This window comes from Streptomyces sp. NPDC045967 (assembly GCF_056430495.1).
Map to the genome: position 1 here is coordinate 77,499 of NZ_JBWKLE010000017.1, position 15,388 is coordinate 92,886.

Consider the following 15,388-nt stretch of genomic DNA (forward strand, 5'->3'; position numbering starts at 1 on the left):
AGCGTGGGGGCATGACCCAGCCCACCGAGAGCACCGACGCAAGCCCCTCCGGCGGCTTCCTCGCCGAGATCAAGGACGCCGTGACCACCCGGGCGGCGCTGCTGGTCCTGGGGGTGCTGGTCCTCCAGCTCGCCTTCATCACCTCGTACATCGGCGCCTTCCACCACCCGAAGCCCAGGGACATCCGGATCGCCGTGGCCGCCCCCGCGGCAGCGGCCGCCGAGCAGTCCGTACAGCGGCTCGCCGCCCTGCCCGGCACGCCGCTCGACCCCCGTACGGCGAAGGACGAGGCCGCCGCGCTGCGCATGATCCAGAACCGGGAGGTGGAGGGCGCGCTGATCGTCGACCCGGCCGGACGGACCGACCGGCTCCTGGTCGCCTCCGGCGCGGGGGCCTCCCTCTCACAGGCCCTGGAGGAGGTCATCGGTGCGGTGGAGCGGTCCCAGGGGCGGACCGTGCGGATCACGGACGCGGCCCCGGCCGCCCGGGGCGACAGCCGCGGCCTGAGCGCCTTCTACCTGGTCGTCGGCTGGTGCGTGGGCGGCTACCTGTGCGCCGCGATCCTCGCCATCAGTGCCGGCGCCCGGCCCGCGAACTCCGCCCGCGCCGTCATCCGGCTCGGCGCGCTGCTCGTGTACGCGATCGCCGCCGGGCTGCTCGGCACGGTCATCGCCGGCCCGGTCCTGGACGCGCTCCCCGGCTCCCTCTTGGCCCTGTGGGGGCTGGGCACCCTCGTGGTCTTCGCGGTGGGTGCGCTCACCCTGGCCCTCCAGGGGCTGGCGGGCGTGGTCGGCATCGGCCTCGCGATCCTGCTGGTCGTGGTGCTCGGCAACCCGAGCGCGGGCGGCGCCTACCCCTACCCGCTGCTGCCGCCGTTCTGGCAGGCGATCGGCCCGGCCCTGCCACCCGGTGCCGGTACGTACGCCGCGCGCTCCATCGCCTACTTCAGGGGCAACGGTGCGGGCGGGCCGATGCTGGTGCTGGCCGCCTGGGCGGTGGTCGGGTCGGCCGTCACGATCGCCTGCGCGCTCTCCCGCCGGGGCAGGCCGGGAGCCGCCGTGGGCAGCGGGCTCGCCGACGACGCGCCGTCGGTCCCGCGGTTCGCGGGCGGGGGCACCGAGGCCCGCTGAACACCGGTGGGGACCGCCGTCGACGGGCGGCGGGACGCCCGGCCGCCGCCCGCCGGCTCCCGTACGCCCGGGACCGGGGGGCGGGGCCTGGCCGGGGGCGGGGCCAGGGCCGGGCGGGGCGGGGCCAGGGCCGGCGATCAGGCGGCCCGGTGGGCCACCTCGCCCGCCACCACCACCGTTTCCGCGACCGTGCCCGGGATCTGCTCCGCCGGAACGCGCAGGATGTCGCGGGACAGGACCACGAAGTCCGCCGCCTTGCCCACCGTGAGCGAACCCCGCTCGTGCTCCAGGAAGTTGGCGTGGGCCGAGCCCATCGTGTAGCCGTGCACCGCGGTCTCGACGTCCACCGTCTCGGCCGGCTGCCACGGCTCGCCGCCGGCCAGCGGGCGGCGGGTCACCGCCGTGTAGATGCCGATCATCGGATCCATCTCCGCCACGTTCCAGTCGCTGGAGAACGCCAGGACCGCCCCCGCCTCGTGCAGGCTCCGCATCGGCCACGCCTTGTGCCAGCGGTCCGGGCCCACGTTCTCGGCCCAGTCCTTACCCGGGCCCGCGATCTCCGGCGCGCAGTGCCGCGGCTGCATGCAGGCCACCACGCCCAGCTCCGCGAAACGCGCCACGTCCGCCGGGTCCAGGCACTCGACGTGCACGACCTGGTGGCGGGCGTCGCGCGGGCCGTTCACCGAGCGGGCGTGCTCCACCGCGTCCAGGACGGTCCGGATGCCGCGGTCGCCCGTGGCGTGCACGAAGCACTGGAACCCGCGCGCGTCCAGCCCGGCGAGGAGCTCCGCGAACTCCTCGGCCGGGTAGAAGGTCTCGCCCCGGTGGTGCCCGCAACCGGTGTACGGCTCCAGCAGTGCGGCCGTACGCGGCTCCACCACGTCGTCGATGTACAGCTTGAGCGGCCCCACTCGCAGCCGGTCCCCGGCGAACCGGCGGGCCGCCTCCTCGAAGTCCGCCAGGTCGGCCGGACCCGTGCCGCGCGGGTGGAACAGCGCTGCCACGATCCGCGAGCGCAGCCTCCCCTCCGCCCGGGCGCGCTCGTAGAGCTCCAGGTCGTCGAGGGAGTTCTGCGGCTCCACCACCGTGGTGATGCCGAAACCGATCGCGTCGTCGAGGCTCTTGGCCAGCCGCCCGTACTGCCGGTCCGGCGACGCCCACGGCACGCCGAGGTCCCGCAGCGCCCGGTGGCCGTCCCGGGAGAGCCCCTTCACGGCGAAGTCGGTGAGGAAGCCGGTGGGTTCACCGGTCCGCGGGTCCACCGCCGCCGTCCCGAAGGGCAGGCCCGTGCGGTCCCGGGTGATGCCCAGGCGCCGCATGGCCGCCGTGTTCAGCCAGGCCGTGTGCACGTCGTAGGAGAGCACCAGCGCCGGGACGTCCCCGGTGACCGGGTCCAGGTCGGCGGCCGTCGGCATCCGCCCGCCGGGGACGGCGGAGTAGTCGAAGGCCTCGGCCTCGATCCACTCGGCGTCCGGGTCGGCCCGCCGCCGGGCCAGGATCCGTTCGTGGATGCCCTCGAGCGTCCGCACCCCGGCGAGCTGCACGCAGGCGTCGTCCGAGCCGAGCCGGACGTGGTTGTGGGCGTCGATGAAGCCGGGCAGGACCAGCTTGCCGCCCGCGTCGATGCGCTCGGTGTCCGGTCCGGCCCAGGCGGCGGCCGCGGAGTCCGGGCCGAGCCAGACGATCCGGCCGTCGTGCACGGCCAGGGCCTCGGCCTCGGGCAGCGCCGGGTCCACGGTGTGGATGCGGGCTCCGGTGAGCAGGAGGTCGGCGGGGAAGGGACGGCGGGCCATGGACGGGTGCTCCGTTGCGATGGGGGATGGGAGTTACGGAAGTGACGGGGAGTTACGTGCGGCCCGGCTGCGGGCCGGTCAGGCCACCGGGGCGGCGGGAGCGGCGGCCGGTGCGGGCGCCGGGATCCGACGGGTCAGCGCCCAGTAGGTGAGCCCGGAGACGGCCGAGCCGAGGAGGGTGAGGTCGGCGCCGCCGAGCGGGGCCACCAGCGGCCCGGTCCACAGTTCGGAATCGCAGGTCAGGGCGGCGAAGGCGGTGCCGGCGAGCAGGGCGGCCATCCCGGCCGGGTGCTAGCCGGCGCGGTACCAGTAGGCGCCCGCGCGGCCGGCGTGCAGCGCGTCGGAGTCGTAGCGGCAGCGGCGCAGCAGCATGTCGGCGAGGAAGACCCCGCCCCAGGGGGCGAAGACGATGATCAGGAGGGAGAGGAAGGAGAGCAGGGAGGTGGTGAAGTCGGTGAGGAAGAGCGCGGCGAGCGAGCCGAGGGCGGTGACGGCGGCGCTGATCACGATGGCCCGGGCGCGGCTCCACGGGATGCCGAGCACCTGGAGGTTCAGGCTGGAGGAGTAGAGCGTGATGATCGAGTTGGTGACCGAGCCGCCGAGGACGAGGGCCAGGAACAGCGGCTGGAACCAGCCGGGCAGCAGGCTCTCGGCGCCCGCGACCGCGTCGGTCATGTCGGTCTGGGTGGCGGCGGCGGCTCCCGCGACACCGAGGGCCACGGAGGAGACCAGGCCGCCGAGGGCTCCGCTCCAGGTGACCGACTTCAGAGAGGTGGTGCGGGGCAGGTAGCGGGTGTAGTCGGCGGGCATGGGCAGGTAGGAGAACGGTCCGGCGAGCATCACCACGAAGGCCAGGCTCCAACCGGACAGCCCCGGGGCGCCGGCGGGGGCGGAGGTCTCGGCGCCGGGCAGGACGAAGACCAGCAGCGCGCCGAAGCCGGCGGCGAGGAGGTAGGCCATCCAGCGCTCGGCGAACTGCACCGTGGCGTGGCCCCACAACGCGACGGCGAAGGTGAGCGCGAGGGTGGTGCCGAGCGCGAGGGCCCGCGCCGAGTCGCCCCCGCCCAGCCCGACTTCGCTGAGGAAGACCTCCAGCGCGAGCGTCCCGACGACGGTGTTGACGATGGTGTAGCCGATGCTGACCACCCAGTTGAGGACCCCGGTGGGGAAGTTGCCGCGGACCCCGAAGGCCGCGCGGGAGACGACCAGGGTGGCGGTGCCGGTACGGATGCCGCTGAGCCCGGCGGCGCTGATGGCGAAGAACGACAGGCCGCTGATCACGACGACGGCGACGGCCTGCCAGAAGGAGAGCCCGAAGGCCACGGCCAAGGCGCCGTTGATCACGTAGGTGAAGGTCAGGTTGGAGCCGAACCAGAGCCAGAAGAGGTCCTTGGCGCTGCCGTGGCGTTCCGCGTCGGGGATGGGTTCGATCCCGTGGGTCTCGACCCGGAAGACCTCGTCCACGCCGGTTGTCTCCTGCTGCCCCATGACGGACCCCTGACCTCGAGCGATCTTGAATGGCGTTCTAATTTCTTGAATGGCATTCAAGATGAGGGCTGCACCAGGACCCCGTCAAGACCCTGTCCGGGATAAGGTCTGAGCAGAGGATCCGGAGGGCGGGAGCGGTGGCGGGAGCAGCACGGCGGCGGGACGGGCAGGTCGCCCAGGAGCGCATGCTGGAAGAGGCCATGGCGGCCATCGCCGAGGACGGACTGGCCGCGCTCACCATGTCCGCGCTGGCGGAGCGCCTCGGGACCAGCGGCGGCCACATCCTGTACTACTTCGGCAGCAAGGACCGGCTCCTGCTGGAAGCCCTGCGCTGGAGCGAGGACCTGCTCACCGGGGAGCGCCGGGCCCTGCTCGGCCGCCGGGTGACCGCCGTCCGCAAACTCGACCGGTTCCTGGAGCTCTACCTCCCCCAGGGCCCGCGCGACCCGCGCTGGACGCTGTGGATCGAGCTGTGGGCCCGTACGGCTTCCAACGAACCGCTGCGGGCGGCCCAGGAGGAGATCGACGACAGCTGGCAGCGGGACCTGCGGACGTTGCTGGCCAAGGGCGTGGACCAGGGCCGCTTCGCCGCCGTGGACGTCCCCGCCCGGGCCTCGGAACTGCTCGCCCTGCTGGACGGGCTGAGCATCCGGGTGGTGCTGGGCCAGCGCGGCGCGGACCGCGCCCGAGCCCTTGACCAGGCCCGCTCGGCGGCGGCCCGGCTCATCCCGCGCACCTGAGGTCCGTACGGGGACCCCGTCCGCAGGCCGTACCCCGGACGAAGCACGTGGCACGAAGGACAAAGGACGAAAGGGCAAAGGCGAACCCCCGCCCGGCGGTCCGGGCGGGGGTTCACGGTGATGCCGCGTGCCGGGGGCGGGGCCGATGCCCGCCGGCCGGGTCAGTACACGCTGACGCCGTAGGCGTTGAGGGCCTCGACCACGGGCTGGAAGAAGGTCGTTCCGCCCGAGGAGCAGTTGCCGCTGCCGCCGGAGGTGAGACCGACCGCGCGGGTGCCGGAGTAGAGCGGGCCGCCGCTGTCACCGGGCTCGGCGCAGACGTTGGTCCGGATCATGCCGTAGACGATGTCGCCGCCGCCGTAGTTGACGGTGGCGTTGAGGCCGGTCACCTGGCCGCTGTGGGTGCCGGTGGTCGAGCCGCGCCGGGTCACCGACATGTTGACCGTGGCGTTGACGGCACTGGTGATGTCCTGGCCGCCGACGGTGCCCGGCGGGACCGGCGAGTTGCTGGCGTACTTGATCAGGCCGTAGTCGTTGGTCGGGAAGCTGGATCCGGTGGTGGAGCCGAGCACGGTGGTCCGGGCGGAGTTGGTCCACCAGGTGCCCGCACCGTCGGTGCAGTGGCCGGCGGTCAGTGCGTAGTAGTTGCTCCCGCTGCGCACGTTGAAGCCGAGGGAGCAGCGCCAGCTCGACGCGTAGATGGCGTCGCCGCCGGAGGCCAGCTTGGTCAGCTTGCCGGGGGTGCGCTCGATGCGCAGGGCGCCGGCGTCGGCTCCGGCCTCGCGCTTGATTCTCGCGAGGTCGGCGGCGGAGACGGTGGAGTCGGCGGTGACCACCAGGGTTCCGGTGGCGGGGTCGGTGTGCCAGGCGGTGCCCGCGACGTCGGCGCGCAGGACGGACGCGTTGGCCGAGGCCAGCCGCGCGGCGCTGAAGCCGCCGTCCTGTGGGTCCGCGCTGGCCACGGTGGGGGCGGCGAGTGCTGCGACGGCGGCCAGGCCGGTGGCCGCCGCGAGCAGCCTGGTACGGGTGATGCTCTTGATCCTCACTTCTCGTCCTCCGAGAGGGTCGGGGGCTCGGCTGTCGTGGGGGTGCCGGAGCCCGTGAGGCGCAGTCAGGACACGGGAAGCGCAAGCTTTTGTGCCGTGCCCCTGACAAGCACTGTCGGGAGTGTCATGGCGTCGGTTACCGGTCGGCAAGGGCGCCTTTCAGCCGCCGCTCCCCCACGGCCGTTGCGCGGGGCAGCGTGGTGCCGGGCGGCGGGAAGAGGCAGGTGAACTGGTCGGCGAAGACGGCAGGGGACGGTCGGCTCCGGTTGAAATCGACCGTTATCGCGCCCCTTCCGGACTCCGCCCCGATCGAACCCCGGCCGGGGTACCGGGCAGGGGGAAACGGAAGCGAGGGCGGGACGGCCGCCGTGGGCGCCGCCGGCGGCGGCCCGGAGACCGCCGCCCCCGGCGTCGACGGCGGTGAGGAGCACGCCGCGTGCCGCGCGCCGCACCTCCGAGAGGGAAGGCGCGGTGCTCCGCCGAGGCCGCTCCGGTGCGTCCGTCCGTCGGCACCGCCCACCTGGGCGGTCCGGCCCCGGCCGTACGGACGGAACCGTCCGGGCAGGCCGAAGGCCGGATCGTACGGGGAGCCCTCCCGGCCGGCGCGGCCCCGGCGGGCCGCCGTCCGGGGGGACGGCACCGGTCGCTCCCGGCCCCGCCCACCGCTGCGCCGCGGGCCGCCGCCCCCCGGTGAAGGACCGGGACGGCGCGGGCGGGGCCTCGTCCGCAGCGGGTACCGCCTCGCCGGCGGAGGGTTCGCCGGCGAGGTGAACGGAGTCTTCCGGAACCCCGGCCGGCGCCACGGGGGCGTCCGCGGGGCACCGGCATCCGGGAACGGCCGGAATTCGACCTTCCGGGTCGTCGGCGAACCTGGGGGTCCCGGGATCGGCGCCGGTCAGCGCGCGCGGCCCGTACGGGGCGGACACGGAGTCCGCCCGTCGCTCGTGCCGGTTCCGCCGGTCGGCGGGCGGGTCGTCTGCGTCATCGCTCATCCCGCACAGCCCTTCCACGCAGGTCCGGCCGGGAACCATGGGGTACCCCGTCCGGACGCGCACACGGTGAAAGAGCGTCAGCTCCGGGAGGACTCAGCAGCCGTCGCAGGGACAGCAGCAGCAGTCACCGCAGCCGCAGTCACAGTTGCAGTTGCCGCAGTCGCAGTTGTCGCACCAGGGCTGCTTCTTCTCCCGGGACCACGGCCCCTCGTGCTCGGTGCAGCACAGCTGGCAGGTGCAGAACAGCCCGAGGGCCACCGCGCACCCGGCGAGCAGCCCGCGTCGCGGCTTCTGCGGAGGCCGGCCGCCGCCCCCACCGCCACCGCCGGGTCCCATGGGCGGCGGGGGCATCCCCGGCCCGCCCGGCGCGGGGGGAGCGCCCGGGGCGTACGGATGGCCGCCGTAGGGGTTGCCGTTCCCGTAGGGGCTGCTGCCGTACGGGGTGCTCGCCTGCGGGCTGCTCCCGTACGGCGAGCTCGCGTGCGGGCCGCTCCCGTACGGTCCGGCCCCGTACGGCGTGCCGCCCTGCCCGGCGGACGCGGCGGCCGTGTGCCCGCAGCCGGCGGTGCCGAAGGCGCGGTCGACCGAGGTGCGCAGTTCGTGCACCAGCAGCCGGTGGGCGAGCCCGGCGTCCGCGAACTCGACCTCCCGCAGCGCGAGCCTGATGCCGTGCAGGGCGTCGTCGCACAGCCGCCGGGCCTCGGCCAGGGACGTCCCGGTGGCGGTCAGCGGGTTCCAGGCGCCGGCCGAGGCGTCCGCCGCCTGGTCCTCCACGGCGTCCAGCAGGTGCGCGAGCCGCCCGAAGTAACGGCCGGCCTCGGCGAGCGCGGGGGCGTTGCCCGGCCGCCCGGCGAGCCGCGCGGTATGCGCGAAGGCGGCGGCCGTCGCGGTCTCCGTCGGCTCGGTCACCACCAGCACCGGCGTGCCGGGCCCGGCCAGGGTCTCGATGCCGGGCTGCCGGTCCACGGCGTCGACGAGCACGGCCGTGTCGAAGCCGAGCGAGGCGCCGGTGCGGGCTCCGGCCCGGTCCCAGCCGCGGGCCACCCTGCGGGCGGCCGCGGCGATCGGGGCCCGCGCCAACAGGCCGTCCCGGTCGGCGACGTGGTCCCGCACCTTCGCGGAGGCCAGGACGAGCGAGACGGCGGCGGCGAGCCGCGCGCCCTCGCCGTTGGCCACCGGGGCCGTGCGCATCCCGCGCAGGGGGCAGGGCCCGGCCGTGCGCCGGGCACCGGGCGCGGGACCGGACTGAGCCTCCGTCAGAACGGAGACGAGCAGGCCGTCGTAGTTGGTGACGATCCTGGCGAACTGGCCGTGGTCCCCCCGAAGTGCCAGGCAGAGCCCGCACAGATGAGCCATCCACTCCGCTTTGAACCGCTCGCCCAGCCTGTGCGTGCAAGGTCTGACGATGCCGAACAACTGCTTCCCCCGTGTGTCGTACGCGTGCCTGCCGGGCATCGTATCGACCCGCCTCGCTCACCCGGACGTCCGCACCTGCCACCCGTACGGCAGCACCGGTCGTATTTTCACTCAGTCAGCAGCGGTAGCTGCCGGGAACCTTGACCGTGCAACGGATGTTCTGCACCAGTACCGTCACGAAAACCCTGCGCGGCGGCTATCCACTTGGCGCGTTGTCAGCATCATGGACGACCATAGGGGCAGCGGAGAGAAGACAGACTGACCACGGTGAAAGGAGGCGTCCATGGGTTCGGTGCGCAAGGCGAGTGCCTGGCTGGGTCTCGTGGAGGACAGCGACGACGAGCGTTACTACGACGACGACTACGCGGAGGCGGCCCAGGGTTCGGTGGCCGGTCCCGGCGAGCAGTGGGTCACCGACCCCCGCGTCCGAGTGGCCTCCGTGTCCGCCGTGGAGCAGGGCCGCCGCATCGCGACGGTCACCCCCGACGGGTTCCGTGACGCGCGGGGCATCGGCGAGCTGTTCCGCGAGGGCGTTCCCGTGATCGTCAACCTGTCGTCGATGGACCCGTCCGACGCGAAGCGCGTGGTGGACTTCGCCGCCGGCCTGACCTTCGGGCTGCGCGGATCGATCGAGCGGGTGGCGACCAGGGTCTTCCTGCTGACCCCGGCCGACACCCAGATCGTGAGCGGTGAGCCCGGCGGCCGCTCGCGCGACTTCTTCAACCAGAGCTAGGCGGTGGGGGCACCTCCCAGGGGTGGCTGGGGGACTCTCACCGGAAGGCGTCGAGCCCGGTGAGCGCCTTGCCCAGTACCAGTTGGTGCATCTCGACGGTGCCCTCGTAGGTGAGGACCGATTCGAGGTTGGTGGCGTGCCGCATGACGGGGTATTCGAGCGAGATCCCGTTGGCACCCAGGATGGTCCGCGCGGTGCGACAGATCTCGATGGCCTCGCGGACGTTGTTGAGTTTGCCGAAGCTGATCTGCTCCGGCCGCAGGGTGCCCGCGTCCATCCGCCGGCCCAGGTGGTGGGCGAGCAGGATGCCCTTGTGGAGTTCGAGGGCCATGTCCGCGAGTTTGGCCTGGGTGAGCTGGAAGCCGCCGATCGGCTTCCCGAACTGCTCCCGCGTCCTCGCGTAGTCGAGCGCCGCTTCGAAGCTGGCGCGGGCCGCGCCCATCGAGCCCCAGACGATCCCGTACCGCGCGTGGCTGAGGCAGCCGAGCGGCCCCTTCAGACCGGTGACGCCCGGCAGGACCGCGTCCTCGGGCAGCCGCACCTCGTCCATCACCAGCTCGCTGGTCACCGAAGCCCGCAGCGACCACTTGTGCTTGATCTCGGGAGCGGAGAACCCGGGCGTGTCCGTGGGGACGGCGAACCCCCTGATCCCCTCGTCCGTCTGCGCCCACACCACGGCGACCGAGGCGACGGAACCGTTGGTGATCCACATCTTGCGGCCGCTCAGCACCCAGTCGCCGCCGTCGCGCTTGGCGTGCGTCCGCATCGCGGCGGGGTCCGATCCGACGTCGGGCTCGGTCAGCCCGAAGCAGCCGATCAGCTCACCGGCCGCCATCCCGGGCAGCCAGCGCTGCTTCTGCTCCTCGGAGCCGTACTTCCAGATCGCGTACATGGCGAGCGAGCCCTGTACGGAGACCAGCGAGCGGATGCCGGAGTCGGCAGCCTCCAGCTCCAGGCAGGCCAGCCCGTACTGCACGGCGCTGGCACCCGCGCAGCCGTACCCCTCCAGGGACATGCCGAGCGCGCCGATCGACCCCAGCTCCCGGGCCAGCTCACGGATCCCGGGGAGTTCACCGCTCTCGTACCAGCCGGCGATGTGGGGCAGCACCCGGTCGGCGGCCCAGTCACGGACGGTGTCCCGGACGGCGAGGTCGTCGGGCCCGAGGAGCTCGTCGATCCCGAGCGGATCAAGGGGCAGGAACGCGGACACAGGGCCTCCCGGCGGCCGGAGAACAGAACCTAGCAGCGCAAGTTTTACGCCGCCCCGAAGCTAAACGCCGAACTCCCCCACCGTCCAGCCCCACTTCCCACCCCCCCGGCACCCCCAGCCCCGCCGACGCTTGAGCGCGGGCCCATCGGCCCGGGGGCGGAGCCCCGAACTTCAGCCCCGCCGGCGCTTGAGGCCCGGGAGCCCGGGGGCAGAGCCCCGATGTTCCAGCCCCGCCGGCGTTTGAGGCGCGGGGGTCCGGGGGCGGAGCCCCCGCAACGGCGCCGCGCCCGCGCAACCCGCGTCAGCCCGTACGCCCCGACACCCGCCCGACGGCCGGACCCGCCTCCGCACGGACCTGCGCCGGCAACCGCACCCCGTCACCCTCGCCGACCCCGTCGGCCCCGGCCCCGGCCCCGGCCCCGGCTTCGCACTCCATCCCCCGCGGCAGCTTCAGCGCCATCACCGCCCCCGCGACCAGCAACCCGGCACTGACCAGCAACGTCACGTGCAGCCCGTGCACGAACGAGTTCCGCGCCGCCGCGTGCAGCGCCTCCCCCGCCGGACCGCCCAGCCGCGCGGCGATCTGGTAGGCCTCGCCCAGCGAGTGCGCCGCGCCCGCCGAGTCCGCCGCGGACACCCCCGGCACCCCCGCCAGCCCCGGCGCGTACGCGGCGTTCATCACGCTGCCCAGCAGCGCGATCCCCATGCCCGCGCCCAGCTGGTACGAGGTCTCGCCGATGGAGGCCGCGCCTCCCGCGGTGGCCGCGGGAGCCTCGTTCAGCATCGACTCGTACGCCGCGAACAACGTGGTCTGGAGCCCGAACCCGAGCAGGATGAAGCCGACCGTCAGCAGTGCGGGCCGGTCGTGGTGGCCCATCAGCGTGAGCAGCAGCACGGCGGACGCGGTGAGCAGGAAGCCCAGCGAGACCATGGTGCGCGGGCCGATCCGGGCCAGGGTGTAGGAGCCAGTGGCCCCGGCCGCCATCGCGGCGAAGGTCAGCGGCAGCAGCCGCAAGCCGGTCTCCAGCGGGCCGAGGTGCAGCACCAGCTGGAGGTACTGGACGGCTATCAGCTCCAGGCCGACCAGGGCCAGCATGGCCAGCACGATGCAGCCGACGGAGGTCGAGAAGGCGGCACGGGAGAACATCCGGATGTCGATCAGCGGGTACGGCCGCCGCTTCTGCCGCCGTACGAACAGGACCAGCAGCGCCACCCCCAGCAGCAGCGGCGCCAGCGCCTGCGGGTCGAGCAGATGCCGCTCCGCGCCCAGCCGCTTGACCCCGAGCACGGAGCCGAGCACGCCGGCGGCGGCCATCAGCGCACCGGCCACGTCCCACGGCCCGTCCGAGGAGCCCTTCGACTCGGGGAGCAGCCAGCGGCCCAGCGGCAGGATCAGCGCCATCAGCGGGATGTTGATGAGGAAGACGGAGCCCCACCAGAAGTGCTCGACGAGGAAGCCGCCGAGCACGGGTCCGCTCGCGGCGCCGATCGCGGCGACCGCGGTCCAGATCCCGATGGCGAGGGCCCGTTCGCGCCGGTCGGGGAAGACCTGGCGCAGGATCGACAGCGTGGCGGGCATGATCATCGCCCCGCCGGTGCCGAGCAGCGCGCGGGCGGCGATCAGGACCTGGGCGTTGTCGGCGAGGGCCGCCATGGCGGAGGCCGCGCCGAAGAGCCCGTAGCCGAGCAGGAGGACGCGGCGGCGGCCGATCCGGTCGCCGAGGGTGCCGAAGAGGATCAGCAGCGCGGCGCAGACCAGCGGGTAGGCGTCGACGATCCACAGGAGCTCGATGGATCCGGGGCGCAGGTCCTCGGTGAGGGAGGGGACGGCGACGTGCAGGATGGTCGCGTCGAGGGCGACGAGGACCAGGCTGACGCAGAGCACCGCCAGGACGGCCCAGCGATTGCCCCCGTCGGAGACCTCGCGCAGCCGCTGCCAGGGCGCAGTGGTCCGGACTCCGGCCGCGTTCGTCCCCGACATGCATGTACCTCCCAGGTGATCCCTCGCGCTCGGCGGTCCAGCGTTTTGCGGAGCCGCGGGGTGTGGTGCGCTGTGCGGCGTCCAACGGGGTCCGGCATCGACACGCGGGTGGACGGTCAGCGTACGCGAGTTCGCCTGTGCCACACGTGGTCAAGCTCTCATCGCGGCGGAGGCCGCCCTGTGGTGTGCGCCACTCCCCCGGACCCTTCCTCGCCACGCGTACCCGCCCGCTCACGGCGTGTGGCTCCCGGTGGGGGCCGGGCGTCCGCCACCGATAATCATGCCCGTGGAAGATCTTGGATCGCGTCGGGCCGCACCCGCGCTCACGGCCGCCCGGCTCGCGCTCGACGCGATCCGCCCCGCGCTCACCGCCGCCGCGCCCGCGCTCGCCGTGTTCGCGGCGGTGCGCGTGCTCGGGCTGGTGGTGCTCGGCGCCTGGGGCGTGGCGGCGGGCAGCAGCCCGCACACCCTGCTGTCGGCGCGCTGGGACTCGCTCTGGTACGCCCGGATCGCCGCGGAGGGGTACGGGTACGAGGTGGTCCTGCCGAACGGGGACGTCCACTCGAACCTGGCGTTCTTCCCGCTGCTGCCCGGGCTGGAGCGGCTGGTGTCGGCGGCGACGGGACTCTCCCACGGCTCGGCGGGCCTGGTGGTCTCGGCGCTGGCGGGGCTCGCCGCGGCCTGGGGGATCTTCGCGGTGGCGGACCTGCTGTACGGCCGCCGGGCCGGGGTGTGCGCGGTCGCCGTCTGGGCCGCCCTGCCCGTCGGGATCGTGCAGTCCATGGCGTACAGCGAGTCGCTGTTCACGGCGCTCGCCGCCTGGGCGCTGTACGGGAGCCTGCGCGGCCGGTGGCTGACGGCCGGTCTGCTCGCCGCCGGGGCGGGGCTGACCCGCCCGGTCGGCGCGGCGGTGGTCGCCGCCGTGTGGGTGGCCGCCGCAGCGGCCCGGCGCGGCGGCGAGCGGTCCTGGCGGATGGCGGCCGGTGCGCTGCTGGCGCCGCTGGGGGCGGCCGCGTACGTGCTGTGGGTCGGCGCGCACACCGGCGGCGGACCGCTGGGGTACCTGGACGTCCAGGACGGCTGGGGCAACGGCTTCGACGGGGGCTGGGCGTTCGCCCGGTTCATCGGGGCGAAGCTCGCCGCGTCCGCCTCCGCGTTCGCGGCCGGTATCGGGCTGGTCGCGGGGGTCGCGCTGGTGCTCTGGCTGTACGGGCGGTGCGTCCGGCAGCGCCAGCCGCTGCCCCTGCTGGTGTACGGCGGGATCGTGGTGGCGCTGGCGCTGTGCGCGTCCGGGTACTTCGGATCCAAGCCCCGGCTCCTGCTGCCGGCGTTCCCGCTGGTGTTGCCGGTGGCGGTGGCGCTGGCCCGGTGGCGGACGCGGCGGGCGGCCGCGGTGCTGGGCGCGGCGGCCCTGCTCTCGGCGGCCTACGGGGCGTTCTGGCTGAACGGCTCGGGCCCGCCGTAACGGAATGAATCATTCCCATCGTCGCCGGGCAAGGGAATTCCAAGGTTCGGCGATAAACCACGAATAAGCGTGTGCGCTCATTTCCGTTGCGTGGATCGAGAACACCTCAACCATTGCCGGAATGCCGGGAATTACCTCTCGCGTGAGACCAACTCCACATCACATGGTCATCACAAAGCCCGCGATTCGCGCGGCCCGACCATCGCCGCGCGGTAACGTCGATTGAGTGCGTACCGATCAAATCCTGACCCGTCTGGAGCGGGTGTTCGCCCGCCTGGACCGGGAACCAGAGCGACCGGCTCATCTGCAAACCCCGCAGATGAGCCGGCACCGCGTCGTGCTCTTCGGATCGACCCTCGCCTTCTACCTGGCGATCGTGGTGGCCGTACTCACCACGTCCTGGCTCGTCCGGCTGGACTGGCAGATCATGTTCTTCCGGCCCTACGAGCAATGGCCCCAGCTGCACGCCTTCCTCGACTACCTCGTCGTCCTGGGCCAGCGCGGACCCACCGCGGTCATGGTCGCCGCCTGGCTCGGCTGGCGCTCCTGGCGCCAGCACACCCTCCGCCCGCTGATCACGCTGGGCGTGGCGCTGCTCCTCCTGAACGTCACCGTCGGGTCCGTGAAGCTCGGGCTCGGGCGGCTCGGCCCGCACTATGCAACCGAGATCGGTTCGGCCGAACTCTTCGCGGGCGGCGATATATTTCCTTCCGGCCACACCGCCAACGCCGTCGTGACCTGGGGGATCCTCGCCTATCTGGCGTCCACCGTGGTCACCCGGCGGGTGCTGTCCGTGGTGTCCGCGGTCGTCTCGCTGAGCGTCGGCGCCACCACCGTCTACCTCGGCACGCACTGGGTCAGCGACGTCCTGCTCGGCTGGTCCGCCGGACTGCTGATCCTCCTGGCGCTGCCCTGGTTCGAGCCGCTCATCGCCCGGGCCGAGGCGTACGTCTTCGACCTGCGCGAGCTGCTGCGCCGCCGCGCCGAGACCGGCCGGATGCCCGCGCCGGTCGTGTCCGCGCTCACGCCGCTGCTCTCCGCGGGCGGCAAGTGGCGGCTCCAGCCGGCCGCCGCGGTCGCCGCCGAGCCGGCCCCCGCGGCTCCGGTTGCGGCGCACACCCCGGCGCCCCGGCCCGCGGCCCTCGTCACGGGCCGGCCGCACGTGATCCGCTCCGAGCGGACCCCGGTCACCCCGGTCGGCAGCCGCCGCCCTGCCCACGGTGAGCGGGCGGCCACCCGGGGCGCCGCCCGCCCGGTCACCGGCGGCTGAACCACCGCGCGGGGACGGTACGCACACCACCCCGCGCGACGGAGGGGGCCGGGTCGACGACCCGGCCCCCTCCGTCGTCGGTGCCGACGGCCTCCTGCCGCAGCGCCGCGCCCGCTGCCCGGCC

The 15,388-nt window shown here is 73.9% G+C and carries 13 protein-coding genes; 5 read left to right on the forward strand and 8 right to left on the reverse strand.

The features are described 5' to 3' along the window. Positions 1 to 11: 11 nt before the first annotated feature. Entirely contained in the window at positions 12 to 1,130 is a 1,119-nt protein-coding gene (locus tag AC07FY_RS26180) for a DUF3533 domain-containing protein (RefSeq protein ID WP_479010570.1), read from the forward strand. 137 nt (positions 1,131 to 1,267) lie between these two features. Here AC07FY_RS26180 and AC07FY_RS26185 read toward each other — a convergent pair whose 3' ends face one another. From AC07FY_RS26185 to AC07FY_RS26195, 3 genes are all read right to left on the reverse strand, one after another. Further along, positions 1,268 to 2,923, reverse strand: coding sequence for an amidohydrolase (locus tag AC07FY_RS26185; protein ID WP_479010572.1), 1,656 nt, complete (start codon positions 2,921 to 2,923; stop codon positions 1,268 to 1,270). Positions 2,924 to 3,001: 78 nt separating this feature from the next. Further along, positions 3,002 to 3,202, reverse strand: coding sequence for a hypothetical protein (locus tag AC07FY_RS26190; protein ID WP_479010574.1), 201 nt, complete (start codon positions 3,200 to 3,202; stop codon positions 3,002 to 3,004). 12 nt (positions 3,203 to 3,214) lie between these two features. Continuing rightward, positions 3,215 to 4,411: a purine-cytosine permease family protein gene (locus AC07FY_RS26195; RefSeq protein ID WP_479010577.1), complete on the reverse strand. Its 1,197-nt coding sequence runs from the start codon at positions 4,409 to 4,411 to the stop codon at positions 3,215 to 3,217. A 137-nt stretch (positions 4,412 to 4,548) separates the two neighbouring features. Between AC07FY_RS26195 and AC07FY_RS26200 the strand changes: the two genes are divergently transcribed. Then, a complete protein-coding gene (locus tag AC07FY_RS26200; protein ID WP_479010580.1) occupies positions 4,549 to 5,151 on the forward strand; it encodes a TetR/AcrR family transcriptional regulator in 603 nt (200 codons plus the stop codon). Positions 5,152 to 5,312: 161 nt separating this feature from the next. Here the strand turns inward: AC07FY_RS26200 and AC07FY_RS26205 are convergent, their stop codons facing one another. The 3 genes from AC07FY_RS26205 to AC07FY_RS26215 all read right to left on the reverse strand — a co-directional run bounded on the left by AC07FY_RS26205 (position 5,313) and on the right by AC07FY_RS26215 (position 8,605). After that, positions 5,313 to 6,197, reverse strand: coding sequence for a S1 family peptidase (locus AC07FY_RS26205; RefSeq protein ID WP_479010583.1), 885 nt, complete (start codon positions 6,195 to 6,197; stop codon positions 5,313 to 5,315). Between the two features lie 136 nt (positions 6,198 to 6,333). Beyond that, the gene (locus tag AC07FY_RS26210) at positions 6,334 to 6,837 is read right to left on the reverse strand and encodes a DUF1684 domain-containing protein (protein WP_479010585.1); all 504 of its coding nucleotides are present in this window, start codon (positions 6,835 to 6,837) and stop codon (positions 6,334 to 6,336) included. Between the two features lie 445 nt (positions 6,838 to 7,282). Beyond that, complete coding sequence (locus tag AC07FY_RS26215) at positions 7,283 to 8,605, reverse strand: DUF5685 family protein (protein ID WP_479010710.1); 1,323 nt, start codon at positions 8,603 to 8,605, stop codon at positions 7,283 to 7,285. 283 nt (positions 8,606 to 8,888) lie between these two features. On the opposite strand from AC07FY_RS26215, the gene AC07FY_RS26220 reads away from it, so the two are divergent. After that, positions 8,889 to 9,338 (forward strand): cell division protein SepF, encoded by a 450-nt coding sequence (locus AC07FY_RS26220; protein WP_479010588.1) that lies wholly within the window; start codon positions 8,889 to 8,891, stop codon positions 9,336 to 9,338. A 37-nt stretch (positions 9,339 to 9,375) separates the two neighbouring features. Here AC07FY_RS26220 and AC07FY_RS26225 read toward each other — a convergent pair whose 3' ends face one another. Then, on the reverse strand, positions 9,376 to 10,548 hold the full coding sequence (locus AC07FY_RS26225; protein ID WP_479010591.1) for an acyl-CoA dehydrogenase family protein: 1,173 nt from the start codon (positions 10,546 to 10,548) through the stop codon (positions 9,376 to 9,378). A 301-nt stretch (positions 10,549 to 10,849) separates the two neighbouring features. After that, positions 10,850 to 12,529 carry an MFS transporter gene (locus tag AC07FY_RS26230; RefSeq protein WP_479010594.1) on the reverse strand — a complete coding sequence of 560 codons (1,680 nt, stop codon included), beginning with the start codon at positions 12,527 to 12,529 and terminating at the stop codon, positions 10,850 to 10,852. A gap of 280 nt (positions 12,530 to 12,809) precedes the next feature. On the opposite strand from AC07FY_RS26230, the gene AC07FY_RS26235 reads away from it, so the two are divergent. Together AC07FY_RS26235 and AC07FY_RS26240 are read left to right on the forward strand one after the other, a co-directional pair. Next, positions 12,810 to 13,994 (forward strand): hypothetical protein, encoded by a 1,185-nt coding sequence (locus AC07FY_RS26235; protein WP_479010597.1) that lies wholly within the window; start codon positions 12,810 to 12,812, stop codon positions 13,992 to 13,994. 226 nt (positions 13,995 to 14,220) lie between these two features. Then, positions 14,221 to 15,264: a phosphatase PAP2 family protein gene (locus tag AC07FY_RS26240; RefSeq protein ID WP_479010599.1), complete on the forward strand. Its 1,044-nt coding sequence runs from the start codon at positions 14,221 to 14,223 to the stop codon at positions 15,262 to 15,264. Positions 15,265 to 15,388 lie beyond the last annotated feature (124 nt).

What these genes read in the sequence shown, in the direction of transcription:
- AC07FY_RS26180 (WP_479010570.1), top strand. Translation starts at nt 12, where the DNA reads ATGACCCAGCCCACCGAGAGCACCGACGCAAGCCCCTCCGGCGGCTTC.
- AC07FY_RS26185 (WP_479010572.1), bottom strand. Translation starts at nt 2,923, where the DNA reads ATGGCCCGCCGTCCCTTCCCCGCCGACCTCCTGCTCACCGGAGCCCGC.
- AC07FY_RS26190 (WP_479010574.1), bottom strand. Translation starts at nt 3,202, where the DNA reads ATGGCCGCCCTGCTCGCCGGCACCGCCTTCGCCGCCCTGACCTGCGAT.
- AC07FY_RS26195 (WP_479010577.1), bottom strand. Translation starts at nt 4,411, where the DNA reads ATGGGGCAGCAGGAGACAACCGGCGTGGACGAGGTCTTCCGGGTCGAG.
- AC07FY_RS26220 (WP_479010588.1), top strand. Translation starts at nt 8,889, where the DNA reads ATGGGTTCGGTGCGCAAGGCGAGTGCCTGGCTGGGTCTCGTGGAGGAC.
- AC07FY_RS26230 (WP_479010594.1), bottom strand. Translation starts at nt 12,529, where the DNA reads ATGTCGGGGACGAACGCGGCCGGAGTCCGGACCACTGCGCCCTGGCAG.
- AC07FY_RS26235 (WP_479010597.1), top strand. Translation starts at nt 12,810, where the DNA reads ATGCCCGTGGAAGATCTTGGATCGCGTCGGGCCGCACCCGCGCTCACG.